At 69.9% G+C, this 19,492-nt stretch carries 14 protein-coding genes and 1 pseudogene; 14 read left to right on the top strand and 1 reads right to left on the bottom strand.

The window, feature by feature from the left end; genetic code table 11:
• The first annotated feature begins 60 nt into the window (after window positions 1–60).
• Complete coding sequence (locus AB0A95_RS03405) at window positions 61–816, top strand: SDR family oxidoreductase (RefSeq protein WP_357553961.1); 756 nt, start codon at window positions 61–63, stop codon at window positions 814–816.
• A 9-nt stretch (window positions 817–825) separates the two neighbouring features.
• Here AB0A95_RS03405 and AB0A95_RS03410 read toward each other — a convergent pair whose 3' ends face one another.
• Window positions 826–3,045 carry a hypothetical protein gene (locus AB0A95_RS03410; protein WP_357553962.1) on the bottom strand — a complete coding sequence of 740 codons (2,220 nt, stop codon included), beginning with the start codon at window positions 3,043–3,045 and terminating at the stop codon, window positions 826–828.
• Window positions 3,046–3,530: 485 nt separating this feature from the next.
• Between AB0A95_RS03410 and AB0A95_RS03415 the strand changes: the two genes are divergently transcribed.
• The 13 genes and pseudogenes from AB0A95_RS03415 (at window position 3,531) to AB0A95_RS03475 (ending at window position 19,487) form a co-directional block, all read left to right on the top strand.
• Window positions 3,531–4,655, top strand: a complete 1,125-nt coding sequence (locus AB0A95_RS03415; protein WP_357554158.1) for an FUSC family protein — start codon at window positions 3,531–3,533, stop codon at window positions 4,653–4,655.
• A 46-nt stretch (window positions 4,656–4,701) separates the two neighbouring features.
• Window positions 4,702–5,226 (top strand): hypothetical protein, encoded by a 525-nt coding sequence (locus AB0A95_RS03420; protein WP_357553963.1) that lies wholly within the window; start codon window positions 4,702–4,704, stop codon window positions 5,224–5,226.
• A 73-nt stretch (window positions 5,227–5,299) separates the two neighbouring features.
• The gene (locus AB0A95_RS03425) at window positions 5,300–6,142 is read left to right on the top strand and encodes a DUF4097 family beta strand repeat-containing protein (protein WP_357553964.1); all 843 of its coding nucleotides are present in this window, start codon (window positions 5,300–5,302) and stop codon (window positions 6,140–6,142) included.
• 33 nt (window positions 6,143–6,175) lie between these two features.
• Window positions 6,176–7,153: an ATP-binding cassette domain-containing protein gene (locus tag AB0A95_RS03430; RefSeq protein WP_357553965.1), complete on the top strand. Its 978-nt coding sequence runs from the start codon at window positions 6,176–6,178 to the stop codon at window positions 7,151–7,153.
• Window positions 7,150–7,938, top strand: coding sequence for an ABC transporter permease (locus AB0A95_RS03435; RefSeq protein ID WP_357553966.1), 789 nt, complete (start codon window positions 7,150–7,152; stop codon window positions 7,936–7,938). Before AB0A95_RS03430 ends, AB0A95_RS03435 begins: the two co-directional genes overlap by 4 nt.
• A 752-nt stretch (window positions 7,939–8,690) precedes the next feature.
• A complete protein-coding gene (gene araB, locus AB0A95_RS03440; protein WP_357553967.1) occupies window positions 8,691–10,373 on the top strand; it encodes a ribulokinase in 1,683 nt (560 codons plus the stop codon).
• Between the two features lie 65 nt (window positions 10,374–10,438).
• Window positions 10,439–10,567, top strand: a pseudogene (locus AB0A95_RS03445) (L-ribulose-5-phosphate 4-epimerase); the annotation flags it as partial.
• 130 nt (window positions 10,568–10,697) lie between these two features.
• Window positions 10,698–11,708, top strand: coding sequence for an ABC transporter substrate-binding protein (locus AB0A95_RS03450; protein WP_357553968.1), 1,011 nt, complete (start codon window positions 10,698–10,700; stop codon window positions 11,706–11,708).
• Window positions 11,709–11,899: 191 nt separating this feature from the next.
• Window positions 11,900–13,441, top strand: a complete 1,542-nt coding sequence (locus tag AB0A95_RS03455; RefSeq protein ID WP_357553969.1) for a sugar ABC transporter ATP-binding protein — start codon at window positions 11,900–11,902, stop codon at window positions 13,439–13,441.
• Entirely contained in the window at window positions 13,438–14,508 is a 1,071-nt protein-coding gene (locus AB0A95_RS03460) for an ABC transporter permease (protein ID WP_357553970.1), read from the top strand. The genes AB0A95_RS03455 and AB0A95_RS03460 overlap by 4 nt, the downstream gene beginning before the upstream one ends.
• The gene (yjfF, locus tag AB0A95_RS03465) at window positions 14,505–15,494 is read left to right on the top strand and encodes a galactofuranose ABC transporter, permease protein YjfF (RefSeq protein ID WP_357553971.1); all 990 of its coding nucleotides are present in this window, start codon (window positions 14,505–14,507) and stop codon (window positions 15,492–15,494) included. Before AB0A95_RS03460 ends, yjfF begins: the two co-directional genes overlap by 4 nt.
• A gap of 26 nt (window positions 15,495–15,520) precedes the next feature.
• Complete coding sequence (araA, locus tag AB0A95_RS03470) at window positions 15,521–17,023, top strand: L-arabinose isomerase (RefSeq protein WP_357553972.1); 1,503 nt, start codon at window positions 15,521–15,523, stop codon at window positions 17,021–17,023.
• Window positions 17,024–17,360: 337 nt separating this feature from the next.
• Entirely contained in the window at window positions 17,361–19,487 is a 2,127-nt protein-coding gene (locus AB0A95_RS03475) for an RICIN domain-containing protein (RefSeq protein WP_357553973.1), read from the top strand.
• Window positions 19,488–19,492 lie beyond the last annotated feature (5 nt).

Genomic DNA, 19,492 nt, shown 5'->3' on the forward strand with positions numbered 1-19,492 from the left:
GGTTTCCGTCTTACTGGTGTGGCAGCGACCCATCCCGCACAGACAGGACGTGGTTCGACCATGAAGATCGTCGTCATCGGTGGCAGCGGCCTCATCGGCTCCAAGCTCGTGGGCAATCTCGGTGCCCGGGGACACGAAGTGGTGCCCGCCTCTCCGAAGACGGGCGTCAACACCCTGACCGGAGACGGGGTCGCTGAGGCGCTCGCCGGCGCGGACGTCGTCATCGACGTGTCGAACTCGCCGTCGTTCGAGGACACCGCCGTGCTGAAGTTCTTCGAAACGTCCACCCGGACGCTTCTCGCCGCCGCGTCGGACGCCGGGGTGGGTCACTACGTGGCGCTCTCGATCGTGGGGTGCGACCGGATCCCGGACAGTGGCTACATGCGGGCGAAGGTCGCCCAGGAGAAGCTCATCGTCGCGGCCGGCATCCCGTACTCCGTCGTGCACGCCACGCAGTTCTTCGAGTTTCTCCAGGGGATCATCGACACCGCCACGGACGGCGACACCGTGCACCTCGCACCGGTGCTCATCCAGCCGATGGCGGCGGACGACGTCGCGGCCGCGGTCGCCGACGTCGCGGTCGGTACGCCCACCAACGCGGTGGTCGAGATCGCTGGCCCGGAGCAGTTCCGCCTCGACGAACTGGGCCGCTCCGTCCTCGCGTCCCAGCAGGATCCCCGGTCGGTGGTGACCGACCCGGGCGCCAGGTACTTCGGCGCCACGCTGGGCGAGCGCTCACTCGTCCCCGCCGACGGCGCTCGTCTCGCCGCAACGAGTCTCGACGACTGGCGTGCGCGGGCGGCCCGCGCAACGTGACCGGGCCGGCTACCCGGGTGGATTCGCCCGCCCGCCGAGGCGCTGCACCAACTCCCGTACCGCCTCGGTGAACGCCTCGTCCGTCTCGTCCGGCCAGTGGCCGTGGATGGGTGGGGGAACGCTGTCGCTGGCCGGCGTCACCACGTCGCGGGGATCGCGTTGCCGGCGGTCCACGGCGTCTGCCGGGTCGCTGTCCGTCGCCGCCGGGGGTGACCGGTGGGCGGAGAAGACCCAGCCGCCGATGGGGTCGGTGTCCCGCCACAGGTTCACCCAGCGCCAACCGACCCGGCGGCCGATGTCGTGCAGTGCCGCATCGTCGATGTAGGCGGGGAAGAGCCGCGCGTAGAGGCGACGCAGCGGCGACCCGTGGGTGAGCAGGGCGACGTGGCGGCCGACCTCCGGCGGCAACTGGAGCACCGTCGCGGCGAGCAGGACCGAGCCGTGGCTGTGCCCGGTGAGCAGCACCGGGTGGCCGCTCTCGACGAGGTACGTGACGCGGCGGGTCAGCTCGGGTACGGCGCGTTCGGCGTAACAGGGCGGCGCGAAGGGGTGGGCGGCTCGGGGCCAGAAGGTGCCGAGGTCCCAGAGGACGCCGACGTGCCGCCGGAACGGGATGGTCCGGTAGGCGAAGACGCTGCCGATGACCAGGCCGATGATGATCGCGGCGATCAGCCAACTCCCGAACGCGATGCTGAAGGTGACCGCCTCCGCCGGCAACCCGATGTTTCTCTCGACGAGGTCGCTCGGGAACTCTCCCAGCAGGCCGATTGTGGTGTTGGCCGTGGCGAGCCCGGCGAGGCAGCCGAAGAGCACCGCCAGCGACACCAGTTTCTCGGTGAACCGGGCCCGGGCTATCGCGTCTCGGACCTGCCGGAGTCGGGGTCCGACCTGGGCCGGCGGGTTCGGGTAGTCGTGCGCGACGATCGCCGCGGCGGCGCGCCGCCGGCGACGGCGGGAGAGCACGATGACCAGGCCGGCGACGGTCAGCGTGACCAGCACCGCCCGCAGGAAGCCGAAGATCACCCAGGTGTACGCGCGGGGTGGGCCGGCGGCGATGCCCGCACCGGTCGGCACGTCGCGGTCGAGGAAGTCCGCCGCCCGGTAGACCAACCCCGCGGAGTACGCCACCGCCACGCTGATCCCGGCCGCCGCTATCGCGAGCGCGCCCAGCCCGAACAGCGGCCGGGCCCCTCGGCGCCGGTTGCGGCGTCGCAGCAGCACCACGCCCAGGGCGGTCAGCAATGTCGTCTGCGCGACGAACAGCCAGGCCAGGGTCGTGTCGTAGCCGGGCAGCTGGTGGCTTTCGTCCCATTGTCGCGGGCTGTCCAGCACGTGGGCCAGCACGAGGACGGTCAGGGCGATGGCGGCGGTCCGCACCGCTTTGGTGATGCCGTCGAGTCGCCGATCGGAGGCGGCCCGGTCGATCAACGGGGGAGTGCAGAGTGATCCCACGCAGGCGGCCAGGACCACAGCGGTGGCCACCGTCAGCGCGACGCCGGTGGCGGTGGCACCGGTGGCGATTCGGGCCTGGAGCAGGGTGAGGTCCAACGTCGCGAACGCGGCGGCGACGTGGATCGAGCGCAGTCGGCCGACCAGCGGCTCGGCGTCCCACTGACCGACCTCGCCGAGCCGGTGCCCGGAGACCTGCTCGGGTGCGTGGAACGCCTCGAACGTCCGCCCCGGGCGGTTGCTGATCCGCCAGATCAGGCCGATCGCGGTGGCCGGGACGAGAGCGAGCACCGCCAGTCGGAGCCCGACCGGCCGCCCGCTCAACCAGGACAGCCAGCTGCGCCCGGCGAGGCAGTTCGACGAGTTCAGACACTTCCAGCCGACGAGGTCCAGGGCGACGCCCGCGATGGCGAGCACGTAGAGCGCGGTGAGCGTGAGCGCCAGCAGCCGGCACAGCGACCTGACCACCGCCTCGGAACCGGAGTTCGCGGGGCGCATCCAGATCGCCACGTTCACGAGCATGAACGGCAGGAGGAAGACCAGCCCCAGGGCGCGGGCCACCGTCCCGGAGGGCAGGTCACCCCAGCGGTACGCCTCCAGCGTCACCCCGTGGGCGCCGGCGCTGTCCGAATACCGGGGGCGCGGCCGGTAGAAGCCGCCGCTGCGGTCGCCCGCCACCTGCGCGGTCTGCCGTAGGTCCAGCACCTCTTCGGCGTTCGCGCCGGAGACTCCGTGCACCCGCAGCTCCACGACGTCGCCGCGGATGTCCGGCCCGCTCAACCGCGCTGATCCATCCGGCGTTCCCCCCGCGGCGGCTCGGCTGCCCCATGACCCGATCCACCCGAGGCCAGCCCCGCCAGCACCGTGGCCCGAGGGCGCCACCCGGACGGCGGCAGAGCGCGGTCTACCCGAAGCGGACGGCCTCAATCGCGACAGGCCCGGCGTACGCCGGAATGATCGTCGCGGTTCCACGGCGAGGCGTCCGACGTGCCTCGGAATGGTCGTCGCGGCCCACGGCGGCCCCACACTCGTCGCGGTCGTCGCGGCCCAGCTCGGCGCGGTCGCCGGCTGGTCGCGACGTCGCCGGAGCCGTCGGTCGCCGGACACGCCGGCTCGGCCGGGTCTCCGTGGCCGGCCCGGTCCACAGCCGGCACGTCCGTGGGGATTGATCGGGCCCGGGCGGGGTAGGTGCCGCCATGGTCGCTGCCGGTCGGCACGGAGCGGACCGGCACGCTCCGCTCGTGGTCCGGCTGTGGGACCGCACGATGGCCACGCTGCGTGAGCGGTTCCGTCGGGTACGGGCGATCGGCGGGCTGGCGGTGCAGGCTGGCCTGGCCGCCGCGCTGGCGTGGTTCGTGGCGCACGAGCTGTTGCAGGTGTCGCAGCCGGTCTTCGCGCCGATCTCCGCGGTCTCGACTCTCGCCGCGTCCGTCGGCCAACGGCTCCGCCGAACCGTCGAGCTGATCATCGGTGTCACCGTCGGCGTGCTGATCGGCGATCTGCTGCTCCTGGTGATCGGCACCGGCTGGTGGCAACTCGTCCTGATCGTCGTGCTCGCCATCGTTGTCGCGTTGTTCCTCGCGGGCAGTGCGGCGGTGGTGACCCAGGCCGGGGCGACGGCGGTGCTGATCACCACGCTCAGTCCCTCCGTTCGTGACCTGGAGATCCCTCGGTTCGTGGACGCGCTTGTCGGGGGAGGTCTGGCGCTGCTGGTCACCGCCGTGCTGTTGCCGCTGAACCCGCTGCGGGTGCTGAACCGGGCCGCGCGGCCGGTGTTGGATCTCCTCGGCGCCCAACTCGGCGCGACCGCCGACGCGCTGGCCGCGCGGGACGCCGGTCGTGCCCGTGCCGCCCGCAGCGCGCTGCGGCAGAACAAGGGTCAGTTACAGGCGTTCGTCGAGGCGACCCAGGGCGCGCGGGAGGCCAGCACCCTGTCGCCAGTGCACTGGCGCGAGCGGCACGGGCCCGTGGGCCGGTACGCGCAGGCGGCAGAGCCGATCGACCGGGCGATGCGCAACAGCGGAACCCTGATCCGGCGATCGGTGACGCTGATCGAGGACGGCGAACCGGTCCCGGAGGCGCTGCCGGAGGCGGTGGCCGATCTCGCCGAGGCCGTCCGGTTGCTCAAGCGGCAGTTCGCCGCCGGCGCTGAGCCGAACCGGGCGCGCGAGCAGGCGCTGCGGGCGGTTCGGGCCGCCGGTCGTGCCTATCGGGAGGGGGTCGGCTTCTCCGGTGCCGTGGTGGTGGCACAGGTCCGGACAACAGTCAGCGATCTTCTGGTGGCCACCGGGTTGACCCAGGGGGAGGCGAATCACCTGGTCCGAGGTGCTTTCGGTGGCCTGGAAACGTCAGCGTCCGGCAACGGGACCGACCGTCTGGCATCGTCCTGAGCCATGGCTGTTGCACTCTGAGCCAAAGTGGTGCCATGATGGTGCCATGGAGCTGAGGTCATACGTTGAGAGCCTGCGAGACGAGTTCGCCGTGGCGGCGGAGGGCGTCGACCCCGAGGCCCGAGTGCTTGCCGAACGGCTCTTCGCCCAGCTGGAGGCGGCGACCCGGCTCACGTTGCTCGAGGCACTCTCCGACGCCGCCGACGAGATCACCCGCGACCTCGCCCCCGGTTCGGTGCACGTCCGGTTGCGGGGGCGCGAGCCGGACTTCGTGGTGACACCGGCCAGCCCACCGGTCGACGAGGTGGGTGCGCCCGGCGGCCCACCGACGCTGTCCGCACCCGCACCCGCGCCCGACGGCGAGGACGGCGGCACCTCGCGGATCAACCTTCGGCTCCCCGACCACCTCAAGGCCAGCGTCGAGGAGGCCGCCGGGCGTGCCGGGCTCTCGGTCAACGCCTGGCTGGTCCGAGCCGTCGCCGCCGCCGTCGGTGCCGGTGACACGGAACGTCGTCCATCCCGGCGGGCGGAGCCGCGCTCCGGCCAGCACGTCACCGGCTGGGCGCGCTAACTCTCCTACCCCCTCTTGTTTTCGCGCCGCTGACCAGCGGCGACATTCGCCGACCACCTTCCGGGAGACCACCATGCCTGTTTTCGACACGCCAGAGCCCATCGCCGTCCAGATCGAGCTGCCCGTCGGGGATGTCTGGATCAGCGCGACCGACCGCACCGACACCGTGGTGACGGTGCGGCCCCGCGACCCGTCGAGCAGGGCCGACGTGAGCGCCGCGGAGCAGACCACAGTCGAGTACGCCGCGGGACAACTACTGATCAGGGTGTCGAAGAGTTGGCGTCGCTACGGCTTCGGCCCCGGGCCGTCGGTCGACGTCCTGATCGAGCTGCCGGCCGGGTCGCGAGTGCACGCGCAGTCGTCCTGGGCGGCGTTCCGCTGCGAGGGTCGGCTCGGTGCGTGTCACATCAAGACCGGGAGTGGGATCCGGCTCGACGAGACCGGGCCGCTGGACATCGACAGCAGCCACGGCGAGGTCGCGGTGGAGCGGGTCGCGGGCTCGGCCCGGGTGAAGGTCTCGTCCGGCAAGGTGCGCATCGGCGCGGTCGACGGCCCCGCAGAGATCAAGAACTCCTCCGGTGACTGCTGGATCGGCCGCAGCGGCGGCGACGTCCGGGTCAACACCGCGTACGGCGACATCACCCTCGACGCGCCGATGGCCTCGGTGACGGCACGCACCGCCTACGGCAACGTCCGGCTGGGTGAGGTCGTCCGGGGATCGATCGAGCTGGACACCTCGTACGGGGCCATCGAGGTCGGCATCCGTCGCGGCACCGCGGCCTGGCTCGACGTCAGTTCCAAGCACGGCCGGGTGCACAACGCCCTGGAGACGACCGACGGCCCGGCGCAGACCGACGAGACCGTCGAGGTCCGGGCGAACACCGCCTACGGCGACATCATGATCCGCCGCGCCTGAGCCATCCCCACCGCAACCGCAAAAGAGGAGACCATGACCAGCTCCACGAAGCCCGCGATCGTCGCCACCGACCTGCGGAAGTCCTACGGCGACAAGGTCGTGCTGGACGGCATCGACCTCATGATCACCGAGGGAACGATCTTCGCGCTGCTCGGCCCCAACGGCGCCGGCAAGACCACCACTGTGCAGATCCTCTCCACCCTGATCAACGCCGACGGCGGCAACGCCCGCGTCTTCGGCCACGACCTGACCCGCGAGCCCGACGCGGTACGCGAACTGATCGGCGTCACCGGCCAGTTCTCGGCTGTCGACAACCTGCTCACCGGCCGGGAGAACCTCAACCTGATGGCCGACCTGTGTCACCTGGACCGGGACGCCGGTCGGCGACGGATCGCCGAGCTGCTCGACCAGTTCGACCTGACCGAGGCGGCGGGCAAGCCGGTGTCGACGTACTCGGGTGGGATGCGGCGGCGCCTCGACCTCGCGATGACCCTGGTCGGCGCACCTCGCGTGATCTTCCTCGACGAGCCGACCACCGGCCTCGACCCGCGCAGCCGCCGGGCCATGTGGCACATCATCCGTGCTCTCGTCGCCGAGGGCGTCACCATCCTGCTCACCACCCAGTACCTGGAGGAGGCCGACCAGCTCGCCGACCGCGTCGCGTTCCTCGACCACGGCCGGCTGATCGCCGAGGGCACCCCGCGCGAACTCAAGCGGCTCATCCCGGGCGGCCACGTGGTGTTGCAGTTCGCCGACCAGGACGGGCTCGACTCGGCGGCCCGGACGTTCGCGGCCGGCACCCGCGACGACGCGGCACTCACCCTCCAGGTGCCGAGCGACGGCGGAGTCGGGTCGCTGCGCTCACTGCTCGACCAACTCGACGAGGCCTCGATCAGCGTGGCCGGGCTCTCCGTGCACACCCCCGATCTCGACGACGTCTTCCTCACCCTCACCGGCCAGCCCGACTCCCGCGCCGGCCGACCCGACCAGGAAAGGGCTACCGCGCGATGAGCACCGTCTCCCTCGCCGTCCGCGACTCGAGCACCATGCTGCGGCGCAACCTCCTGCACATGCGGCGGTACCCGTCGATGACGTTCCTGCTCATCGGCATCCCGATCATCATCCTGCTGCTCTTCGTCTACGTCTTCGGTGGCACGCTCGGCGCCGGCCTCGGCCCGTCCGGCGACCGATCCCAGTACGCCAACTACGTCACCCCCGGAATCCTGCTCATCACTGTGGTCAGCGCGGCGCAGGGCACCGCCATCTCGGTCGCGATGGACATGACCGAGGGGATCATCGCCCGGTTCCGGACGATGGCGATCTTCCGACCGTCGGTGCTCACCGGCCACGTGCTGGGCAGCCTGGTCCAGACCCTGCTCAGCCTCGCGGCCGTCACCGTCGCGGCGCTGCTGGTCGGGTTCCGGCCGACGGCCAACCCGGTCGAGTGGCTCGCCGCGATCGGCGTCCTCGCCATGATCACGTTTGCGCTGACCTGGCTGTCCGTCGCCCTCGGACTGGTCAGCGACAGTGTCGAGACGGCCAGCAACCTGCCCATGCCGCTGATCCTCCTGCCGTTCCTCGGCAGCGGGTTCGTCCCCACCGACTCCATGCCGACGCCGGTGCGGTGGTTCGCCGACTACCAGCCCTTCACGCCCGTCATGGAGACCCTCCGCGGCCTGCTGCTCGGCACCGGGATCGGCGCCAACGCAGTCATCGCCGTCGTCTGGTGCGTCGTCATCAGCGTGCTCTGCTTCTTCTGGGCCAAGGCCCTGTACAACCGCAGTCGGGCCACCTGACCCCGACACCCCGCTCGACGTCCCGCCATCGCGACGGACAGCCGGCGGCTCGGCCCACGGAGGCCGAGCCGCCGGCTGTCCCTGTCGCGCGGTGCCGGCTGGGCGGTGGTGGCCGGGCTGGCGGTGGTGGCCGGGCTGGCGGTGGTGCCGGGCTGGCGGCGGCTTGATCGACTCGGCTCTCATGAAGTCGGCCTGTCCTCGCCCCGCGGACCCCCCGGTTCCAAGAAACGCGAGTGGATCATCCGGCCGCGCCGTCCGTTCAGCCGCGGGGCTCGCGGGCCGGTCCAGACATCACCCAGACGTCGAATGTTATCGATAACACAGGCCCCTCGCGGGGTCGTGCGGTGAGCCGGCAACCCCGGGGCGCGCTCGCTCATGAGCCATCGCGGCGACCGGCGGCCGTGCCAGAGGTCTGACCACGCGAGCGCGGCGGCGCGGTGATGTTATCGCCAACATCATCCCGTCCGGGCGGCTGGCCGCCGGCAGGCGGGCGTCCCGTCGAGGGGGAGGTGCGGCACCCGTCGCCCGGCCTGTCGCGGGACGTTCGGTCGGCGGCCGGTCCGTGCGGCAGCCCTCGTCCCGAGTGCCCGATCAGTGACCGACACCGGATTCACGTGCTTTGTGTCGGTCCGCCATTGACGCGCCCGAGTCGGCCCGGCTTCCGCGTTCCGTTACGGAGCTGTTGCGCCTAGATGTCTTGACGAGGCTGGATGTGAGCGTTAACACTATCCCCGTTAACGGTGGAGGTGAACATGAACCGTGTGGATGGAGCTGACGACCGCTACGTCGTCGGTGTCGACTTCGGCACCCTGTCCGGGCGAGCGCTGGTGGTCCGTGTCGGTGATGGTGCCGAGTTGGGGACCGCGGTGCACGAGTACGGCGACGGCGTCATCAGCACGACGCTTCCGGGAGGCCGAGCGCTGCCCCCGGACTGGGCTCTCCAGAACCCGGACGACTACCGCGACGTGCTGCGGCACGCCGTCCCTGCGGCGGTGTCCGCCGCGGGGGTGGACCCCACCAGGGTGGTCGGCATCGGCATCGACTTCACCGCCTGCACCGTGCTCCCGACGCTTGCCGACGGCACCCCACTGTGTGAGACGCCCGAGCTGCGCGACCGACCGCACGCCTGGGTCAAGCTGTGGAAGCACCACGCCGCGCAGCCGCACGCCGACCGGATCAACGCGCTGGCCCACGAGCGGGCGGAGCCGTGGATCGGCCGGTACGGCGGCAAGATCTCCGCCGAGTGGCAGTTCGCCAAGGGCCTGCAGATCCTGGAGGAGGATCCGGAGGTCTACGACCGGGCCGAGCGCTTCGTCGAGGCGGCCGACTGGATCGTCTGGCAGCTCTGCGGCACCGAGACCCGCAACGTGTGCACCGCCGGATACAAGGGCATCCTTCAGGACGGCCACTATCCGTCCGAGGATTTCCTGACCGCGCTCAACCCCGACTTCGGCGACTTCGTGGCCAAGCTGGACGGTCCGTTGCTGCCGCTCGGTGCCCGGGCCGGCGCGCTCACCGCGCAGGCCGCCGAGTGGACCGGCCTGCCCGAGGGCATCGCGGTGGCCGTCGGCAACGTCGACGCCCACGTCACCGCCGCGTCCGCGCAGGCCGTTGAGCCTGGTCGGCTCGTCGCCATCATGGGCACCTCGACCTGCCACGTCGTCAACGGCGCGGAGGTCGCCGAGGTGGCCGGCATGTGCGGGGTCGTGGACGGCGGCATCAGCCCCGGCGCGTGGGGTTACGAGGCCGGGCAGAGCGGCGTCGGCGACATCTTCGGCTGGTTCGTCAAGCACGCCGCCCCGGCCGGCATCGACTCACACGAGCGCCTCACCGAGCTGGCCGCGAGCCAGCCCGTCGGCGCGCACGGCCTGATCGCCCTGGACTGGTGGAACGGCAACCGTTCCCTGCTGGTCAACCACGACCTCAGCGGGATGATCGTCGGCATGACCCTGGCCACCCGGCCGCAGGACATCTACCGGGCGCTGCTGGAGTCCACCGCCTTCGGCACGCGGATGATCATCGAGGCGTTCGTCGAGGCCGGCGTCGCCGTCAACGACCTGGTGATCGCCGGTGGCCTCACCAACAACGCCCTGCTGATGCAGATCTACGCCGACGTGACACGGCGCCCGCTGAACATCATCGCCTCGGCGCAGGGGCCGGCGCTCGGGTCGGCGATCCACGCCGCCGTCGCCGCCGGTGAGTTCCCCTCGATCCACGAGGCCTCGCAGGCGATGGGCCGGGTGCACGAGGCCGTCTACCGCCCGGACCCCGAGCGGGCGCGCGCCTACGACGCCCTCTACGCGGAGTACCGGACGCTGCACGACCACTTCGGTCGCGGCGGCAACGACGTCATGCTCCGTCTGCGGGCGATCCGCAACGCGGCGGTCGAGAGCGCCGCGGCCACACCCGAGCCCGCGCTGGAAGTGGTGGCATGACCGTCACCAGCGAGCTGCGCGAGACGGTCGCCCGCCTGCCCGCCGAGCGCACCCGGCACCGCCCGGTGGCTCGCACGGCGCACCTGGCCCGCGTACTCGGGCAGCCGCCGATCGCGCCGGCGGACATCGACGCCCTTCGTGACCGTTACCAGAACGTCCACGGTCAACAACCAGTCCCACCGGCGGGTTCCTGACCCTCTGCGGCCAAACCCGACCCGCCGGTCTGCACCACCCCGAAGTAGCAGCACGCAACACCCGCGTACGCCGCTCCTTGCACATCGGCGGTTGGCGCGGTTCCCCACCACACCGAGCCAAGGAGATTCGATGCGAAAGATGCGAATGCACTCCGCTCCGTGGCGCGCTGCCACGGTCCTCGCCAGTGTGCTGCTCGTCGGCAGCATGGCGGCCTGCGGCAACAGCGACACCGGCAGCGGCGGCGGCGGCACCAAGGACGACGGCAAGATCACGATGGGCTTCTCGCAGGTCGGCGCGGAGAGTGGCTGGCGTACCGCGAACACCGTCTCGATCAAGGAGGCGGCCACGGCCGCCGGGATCGAGCTGAAGTTCGACGACGCGCAGCAGAAGCAGGAAAACCAGATCAAGGCGATCCGCAACTACATCCAGCAGAAGGTCGACGTTATCGCCTTCTCGCCGGTCGTCGAGTCCGGGTGGGACACCGTGCTCAAGGAGGCCAAGGACGCCAAGATCCCGGTCATCCTGACCGACCGCTCGGTCGACTCGGCCGACAAGTCGCTCTACAAGACCTTCCTCGGCTCGGACTTCGTCAAGGAGGGCAGGCTCGCGGGTGAGTGGCTGGTCGAGCAGAAGAAGACCGCCAGCGGTCCGGTGAACATCGTCGAGTTGCAGGGCAGCACGGGCGCCGCGCCGGCGAACGACCGCAAGAAGGGCTTCGGTGAGGCGATCGCCGCCAACCCGAACCTGAAGGTCATCGCCAGCCAGTCGGGTGACTTCACCCGGGCCGGTGGCAAGCAGGTCATGGAGCAGTTCCTCAAGGCCAACAAGAAGATCGACGTGCTGTTCGCGCACAACGACGACATGGGCCTGGGCGCGCTCGAGGCGATCACCGCCGCCGGCAAGGTGCCGGGCAAGGACATCACCATCATCACTGTCGACGCCGTCAAGGATGGTATGCAGGCCCTCGCCGACGGGAAGTTCAACTTCATCGCGGAGTGCAGCCCGCTGCTCGGCCCGCAGCTGATGGACCTGGCCAAGAAGGTCAAGGCGGGCGAGGAAGTGCCGGCTCGGATCGAGACCCAGGAGACGACCTTCACCCAGGAGCAGGCCAAGGAGGCTCTGCCCACCCGCAAGTACTGATCGACGCCGGGGGGCCGCCGCGCTCGCGTGGCGGCCCCGCCTCGTCGCCCCCATAAATCCGAACGGACCGGGCATGACCCGCGATGACCCGCGCCACGCCCGCCCGAGCCTCCCCCAGGGACGGCCGGGCGGGCGTGGTGGGAGCGCAGCGGCCCTTCCGCGTCGACAACCCCCAGAAGAGGTCTGATGGGATGACGGATAGCCGTCCGGTCCTGACGATGACCGGGATCAGCAAGTCCTTCCCCGGGGTGCGCGCACTCCACAACGTCAACTTCCAGCTCCTTCCCGGCGAGGTGCACGCCCTGATGGGCGAGAACGGCGCCGGCAAGTCGACCCTCATCAAGGTGCTGACCGGTGTCTACGACACCGACGAGGGCACGATCACCCTGGACGGGGAGCCGGTGTCCTTCACCGGGCCGATGCAGGCGAACGCCGCCGGGGTCAGCACCGTGTTCCAGGAGGTCAACCTCTGCACCAACCTCTCGGTGGCGGAGAACATCTTCATCGGCCGTGAGCCCCGGCTCCTCGGCGCCGTCCGCTGGGGTGAGGTTCGCCGCCGCGCCCGCGCCCTGCTCACCCGCCTCGACCTCGATCTCGACGTCAGCGCGCCGCTCGGCTCGTACTCGCTGGCGATCCAGCAGATGGTCGCCATCGCCCGCGCCATCGACATCAAGGCCCGGGTGCTGATCCTGGACGAGCCGACGTCCAGCCTCGACGCCGGCGAGGTGGCGCAGTTGTTCCGCATCATGCGGCAACTGCGCGACGAGGGCATCGCGATCCTGTTCGTGACCCACTTCCTCGACCAGGTCTACGAGATCGCGGACCGCATCACCGTGCTGCGCAACGGTGGGCTCGTCGGCGAGTACCTGACCCCCGAACTGCCCCAGCTCTCCCTCGTGGAGAAGATGATCGGCAAGGAACTCGACGTCCTCGAGGGCATCGAGGAACACTCCCGCCGCGATCTGGCCAAGCTGGAGGAGGGCACCCCGCTGGTGGCGGTGTCGGACTTCGGCCGGGCGGGGGCGGTCCAGCCGTTCAGCCTCACCATCCACGCCGGCGAGGTGGTGGGCCTGGCCGGCCTGCTGGGCTCGGGGCGTACCGAGGTCGCGCGGTTGTTGTTCGGTGCGGACCGGACCGACGGCGGTCAGGTCACTGTCGACGGCACGTCGAGCAGCCTGCGGACCCCCGCACAGGCCATCGACCACGGCGTCGGCTTCTGCTCGGAGAACCGCCGCGCGGAGGGGATCGTCGCCGACCTGTCGGTCCGCGAGAACATCATCCTCGCCATGCAGGCGGCTCGCGGCTGGCTGCGGCCCATCCCGCGTCGTCGTCAGGACGAGCTTGTCGACAAGTACATCAAGGCACTCAACATCCGGCCCGCGGACCCGGAGGTGCCGGTCCGCAACCTCTCCGGTGGCAACCAGCAGAAGGTGCTCCTGGCCCGGTGGCTGATCACCGAGCCACGGCTGTTGATCCTCGACGAGCCGACCCGGGGCATCGACATCGGCGCGAAGACCGAGATCCAGAAGCTGGTGACGCAGCTGTCCGACGGTGGCATGGCGGTGCTGTTCATCTCCGCCGAGTTGGAGGAGGTGCTGCGCCTCAGCCACAAGGTGGCAGTCATGCGGGACCGCCAGATGGTCGCGCAGCTCCCCAACGACGACAGCCTCAACGCCGACCGCATCATGCAGACCATCGCGAGTGGATCCCACCGCGAGGAGGCAGACCGATGAGCGACACCGTGAGCCGCTACCGGACGATCACCGGTCACCGGCTGTTCTGGCCCGCCGCCGTGCTGGTCGCCATGCTCGCCGCGAACACGATCTATCGGCCCGGGTTCCTGTCCATCGAGCTCAAGGACGGGCACCTGTACGGCACGCCGATCGACATCCTGCGGCTGAGCGCACCGTTGATCCTCGTCGCGCTGGGCATGACCCTGGTGATCTCGACCGGCGGCATCGACCTGTCGGTCGGGTCGCTCTGCGCGATCAGCGGCGCGATCGCCTGCATGTACATCAGCAAGCAGCCCGACCAGAACAACCTCGGCGTGGTGCTGACGGCCCTCGCGATGGCGTTCGGGGTCGCGCTCGTGCTCGGCGCCTGGAACGGGGTGCTGGTGGCCGTGATCGGCATCCAACCGATCATCGCCACCCTGATCCTGATGGTGGCCGGCCGGGGTCTCGCCCAGCTGATCACCGAGGGTCAGATCATCACCATCAACTCCGAGCCGTACCGGGCGATCGGCCTGGGCCACGCGCTGACCCTGCCGCTGGCCATCTTCATCGCACTCGCCGCGGCCCTGCTCGTCGCCGCGTTCACCAGGCGCACCGCACTCGGCATGATCATCGAGTCGGTCGGTGGCAACGCCGTGGCCAGCCGGTTGTCCGGCATCCGGTCCGGCCGGGTCATCTTCCTCGTGTACGTGATCAGCGCCGCGTGCGCCGCCGTCGCCGGCTTCATGATGACGGCAAACGTCTCCAGCGCCGACGGCAACGCCGCCGGTCTCTGGGTGGAGTTGGACGCGATCCTCGCGGTCGTCATCGGCGGAACGTCCCTCGCCGGCGGCCGGTTCTTCCTCAGCGGCACGATCATCGGGGCACTGATCATCCAGACCCTGACCACCACGGTGTACGCCATGGACATCTCGCCGCAGACGTCGCTGCTGTTCAAAGCGGTAGTCGTCATCGCCGTCTGCCTCATCCAGGCACCGGCCTTCCGGGCCCGGTTCGCCCGCCGCAGGCGCAGTGTTCCGCCGTCCGCCCCCGTCGCCGACAAGCCGAAGGAGCAGGTGCCGGCATGACCACTGGAACGCTTACCGCCGGTCGTAACCGGTTCCGGCTGCCGAGGAAGCAGATACCGGTCCTGGCGACGCTCGCCCTGCTGCTGGTCATGTACGGCATCGGGGTGTCGCAGTACACGGCGTTCTCCAACGTGCAGGTCATCTTCAACGTCTTCATCGACAACGGCTTCCTGCTCGTCGTCGCGGTGGGCATGACCTTCGTGATCCTCACCGGTGGCATCGACCTGTCGGTCGGGTCGGTCGTCGCCATGACGGCGATGGTGTCGGCTTCGCTGCTACAGGACGGCATGCCGGCGGCACTGGTGCTCGTCATCGCCCTGCTCATCGGCCCGACGCTCGGTCTGCTGATGGGTTGCGCCATCCACTTCTTCGAGATCCAGCCGTTCATCGTCACGCTCGCCGGGATGTTCTTCGCCCGGGGCATGTGCACGTTCATCTCCGGTTCGTCGATCCCGATCACCGACGGTTTCTGGACCTCGATGTCGCAGGAGCGGATCGGTAACCCGCAGGGCAACTTCGTGTCGATCAGCGTGCTGATCGCCTTCGTCGTGGTCGCCGTCGCCGCGTACACGCTGGCCTACACCCGGTTGGGGCGCAACGTGTACGCCATCGGCGGCAACCCCCAGTCGGCCCTGCTGATGGGCCTGCCGGTGGGGCGGACCCGGATCGCCGTCTACACGATCAGTGGTCTGTGCTCCGCGATCGGCGGGATCCTGCTGTCCTTCTACACCCTCTCCGGTGCGCCACTGATCGCCGTCGGCATGGAGCTGGACGTCATCGCCGCCGTCGTCATCGGCGGCACCGTGCTCACCGGGGGCGCGGGTTACGTCTTCGGAACGGTGCTGGGCGTACTGGTCCTGGGCGTGATCCAGACCCTCATCACCTTCGATGGGAGCCTCAACTCCTGGTGGACCAAGATCGTGATCGGCGGCCTGCTGTTCGCGTTCATCCTCCTCCAGCGCCTCATCGGAATCCGTTACAAGTGACCGCCCCTCTCGCGGAAGGCAACTCCATGGCACCACAAACCGAACCCGAGATCTGGTTCCTCACCGGCAGCCAAGGCATGTACGGCGAGGAGACGCTCCGCCAGGTGGCCGAGCAGTCTCGCCAGATCGCGGCCGCGCTCGACGACTCGACGCAGATTCCCGCCCGCGTGGTCTGGAAGCCCGTCCTGACCAACAGCGGTGAGATCCTGCAGGTCTGCCGGGACGCCGCCGCCCAGGGTGCCGTCGGGGTCATCGCCTGGATGCACACGTTCTCGCCGGCCAAGATGTGGATCTCCGGTCTGGACGCGTTGCAGACGCCGCTGCTGCACCTGCACACCCAGGCCAACGTTCTGCTGCCGTGGAACGACATCGACATGGACTTCATGAACCTGAACCAGGCCGCCCACGGCGACCGGGAGTTCGGGTACATCCAGACGCGTCTCGGTGTGGCCCGTAAGACGGTGGCCGGGCACGTCAGCGACCCGCGGGTGGCCAATCGGATCGGGGCGTGGGCCCGCGCCGCGCTGGGCTGGTCGGCGATGCGGTCGCTGCGCCTGGCCCGCTTCGGTGACAACATGCGCGACGTCGCGGTGACCGAGGGCGACAAGGTCGAGGCCGAGCTGCGGTTCGGGGTCTCGGTCAACACCTACGGCGTGAACGACCTGGTCGAGGTGGTCGGTGAGGTCACCGACGCGCAGGTGGACGACCTGGTCAAGGAGTACGAGGACACCTACCGCATCGTCGGCGCGCTGCTGCCCGGTGGTGAGCAGCACGACTCGCTGCGGTACGCCGCGCGCGTGGAGTTGGGCATGCGCGCCTTCCTGGACGCGGGAGGGTTCCGGGCCTTCACGACGAACTTCGAGGACCTCGGGGGGCTGCGTCAGCTGCCGGGCATCGCCGTGCAGCGGCTGATGGCCGACGGTTACGGCTTCGGCGGTGAGGGCGACTGGAAGACCTCGGTCCTGGTCCGCACCCTCAAGGCGATGTCGGTGGGCGTGAGCGGCGGCACGTCGTTCATGGAGGACTACACCTACGACCTCACGCCGGGCAACGAGCTGGTGCTCGGCGCCCACATGCTGGAGGTCTGCCCGACCATCGCCTCCGACGTGCCCAACGTGGAGATCCACCCGTTGAGCATCGGTGGCCGGGAGGACCCGGTCCGGCTGGTGTTCGACGCCGCACCCGGTCCGGCCGTCGTGCTCGGGTTGTCCGACATGGGGGAGCGCTTCCGGCTGGTGGCCAACGAGATCGACGTGGTGGCCCCGCCGCAGCCGCTGCGCCGGTTGCCGGTCGCCCGTGCCGTCTGGCGTCCGCGCCCCGACCTGCCGGTCTCGGCCGAGGCGTGGATCACCGCGGGCGCCCCGCACCACACTGTGCTGTCGCAGGCGGTGGGCGTGGAGGAGCTGCACGACCTGGCGGAGATGAGCCGCACCGAGCTGGTCGTCATCGACGCCGACACCCAGCCCCGCCGCTTCGCCGACGAGCTGCGGTGGAACCAGGCCTACTACCGGCTGGCCCGCGGCTTCTGACCCGCGCGGTCGGAGAGTACGGGAAACGGGTGGTCCATCCCTGCCTGCGGGCGGGGGTGGGCCACCCGTTCGCGTGTGTGCCAGCAGGCCCGCGAGGCGGTTGTGTTACGCCTTGACTAACAGCATGTTATCGCTCACAGTCTATAGCCAAGATGGTCGATGTCGTGGCTGGCCCGGCCGCGCGCGCGTCCTACCCCGCGGTTTCGGCACCTCGTCACCGCGACGGTCGGGCGGCCGGTGTTAGCGATCACATGGCCGGGCTTGGTCAGCTCGGTACCCCGCCCGGTGCCGCGGACGCCGGCCCAGACCGCACGGTTCGCGTCAGCAGAGGAGGATCATGCTTTCCATCGGTCGGGTTCCCCGGGGTGCGCCACGGCGGCGCGGGTGGCTGTCGAGACTCGCCGTCGCCGCGATGGTGCTGGTGGTCGGTGGCGCGGCCGCAGCGGTGGCCGCGGCGCCCGCGTCGGCGGCAACTGTCGACACCAGCGCCTGGTACGTGTTGGTGAACCGCAACAGTGGCAAGGCAGTGGACGTGTACAACATGGCCACGAACGACGGCGCGCGGATCACCCAGTGGACGCGTAACAACGGCAACCAGCAGCAGTGGCAGTTCGTCGACTCCGGCGGCGGCTACTACCGGCTCAAGTCTCGGCTGTCGGGCAAGGTGCTTGACGTCTCCGGCCGCTCGACCGCCGATGGCGGGCCGATCGTGCAGTGGAGTGACAACAACGGCACCAACCAGCAGTTCCGGTTGGCCGACTCGGACGGCGGGTACGTCCGCTTGATCAACCGCAACAGCAACAAGGTGATGGAGGTGCAGGGCGCCTCGACCGCCGACGGTGGCAACATCGTGCAGTACGCCGACTGGAACGGCACCAACCAGCAGTGGCAGCTCGTCCGCGTCGACGGCGGGGGCGACCCCACCACGCCACCCCCCACCACCACGCCGCCCCCGTCGAACGGCACGTACACGAACCCGGTGGTCTGGCAGGACTTCGCCGACGTCGACATCATCCGGGTGGACAACGCCTACTACATGTCGGCGTCCACCATGCACTACTCCCCGGGCGCGCCGGTGCTGCGCTCGTACGACCTGGTCAACTGGGAGTACGCCGGGCACTCCGTGCCCAAGCTCGACTTCGGCTCGAAGTACGACATGAGCGGCGGCAGCAACGCGTACGTCGACGGGATCTGGGCGTCGACGTTGAACTACCGGCCGAGCAACAAGACGTACTACTGGGCCGGGTGCATCGACTTCGCGCAGACCCACATCTACACCGCGTCCGCCGTCGACAGCACGTGGACCAAGCACACCACCATCCCCAACTGCTACTACGACGCCGGCATGCTGATCGACGACAACGACACCATGTACGTGGCGTACGGCAACAGCACGATCAGCGTGGCGCAGCTGTCCGCGGACGGGAAGTCCCAGGTCCGCGCCCAGCAGGTGTACCAGACGCCGTCGAGCATCGGGACGCTGGAGGGCGCCCGGTTCTACAAGCGCAACGGCGCCTACTACATCTGGCTCACCCGCCCGGCCAACGGCCAGTACGTGCTGAAGTCGACAAACGGCCCGTTCGGCCCGTACGAGCAGCGTCAGGTGCTGCTCAACCTGCCCGGCCCGATCTCCGGTGGCGGCGTGCCGCACCAGGGTGGGCTGGTGCAGACCCAGAACGGCGACTGGTACTACATGTCGTTCGTCGACGCGTACCCCGGTGGTCGGATGCCGGCCATGGCGCCGATCACCTGGACCGGCGACGGCTGGCCCGTGTTGCAGACGGTCAACGGCACGTGGGGCACCACCTACCCGAAGCCGAACCTGCCCGCGCCGCCGCGAGCCGTCAAGCCGCTCACCGGCACCGACACGTTCGCCGGCACCACCCTCGGCCCGCAGTGGGAGTGGAACCACAACCCCGACAACAGCAAGTGGTCGGTCAACAACGGGCTGAACCTACAGACCGCCACCGTCACCGGCGACCTGTACAAGGCGCGTAACACGCTGACCCACCGGATCCAGGGCCCCACCTCGACGGCCACCATCGAGCTGGACTACTCCACGATGCGCGACGGTGACCGCACCGGCCTGGCGGTGCTGCGCAACTCGTCGGCCTGGATCGGAGTCCGGAAGGACAACGGGTCCACCCGTCTGGTCATGCAGAACGGGCTCACGATGGACGGCAGCTGGAACACCACAAGCACCGGCAGTGAGGTGGCGAGCACCGCCGTCTCCGGTGGTCGGATCTGGTTGCGCGCCAACGCCGACATCAGACCGGGGTCCGGCCGGCAGGCCCGCTTCTCGTACAGCACGGACGGGGTCAACTTCACCTCGTTCGGTAACGCCCTGACGCTGGCGAACAACTGGCAGTTCTTCATGGGCTACCGGTTCGCCATCTTCAACCACGCGACGTCGGCACTCGGCGGCGCGGTCACGGTCCGCAGGTTCGACCTGACGACACCGTGACGCCA

The organism is Micromonospora sp. NPDC049230, from assembly GCF_040647875.1.
In the GTDB taxonomy this organism is placed as follows: domain Bacteria; phylum Actinomycetota; class Actinomycetes; order Mycobacteriales; family Micromonosporaceae; genus Micromonospora.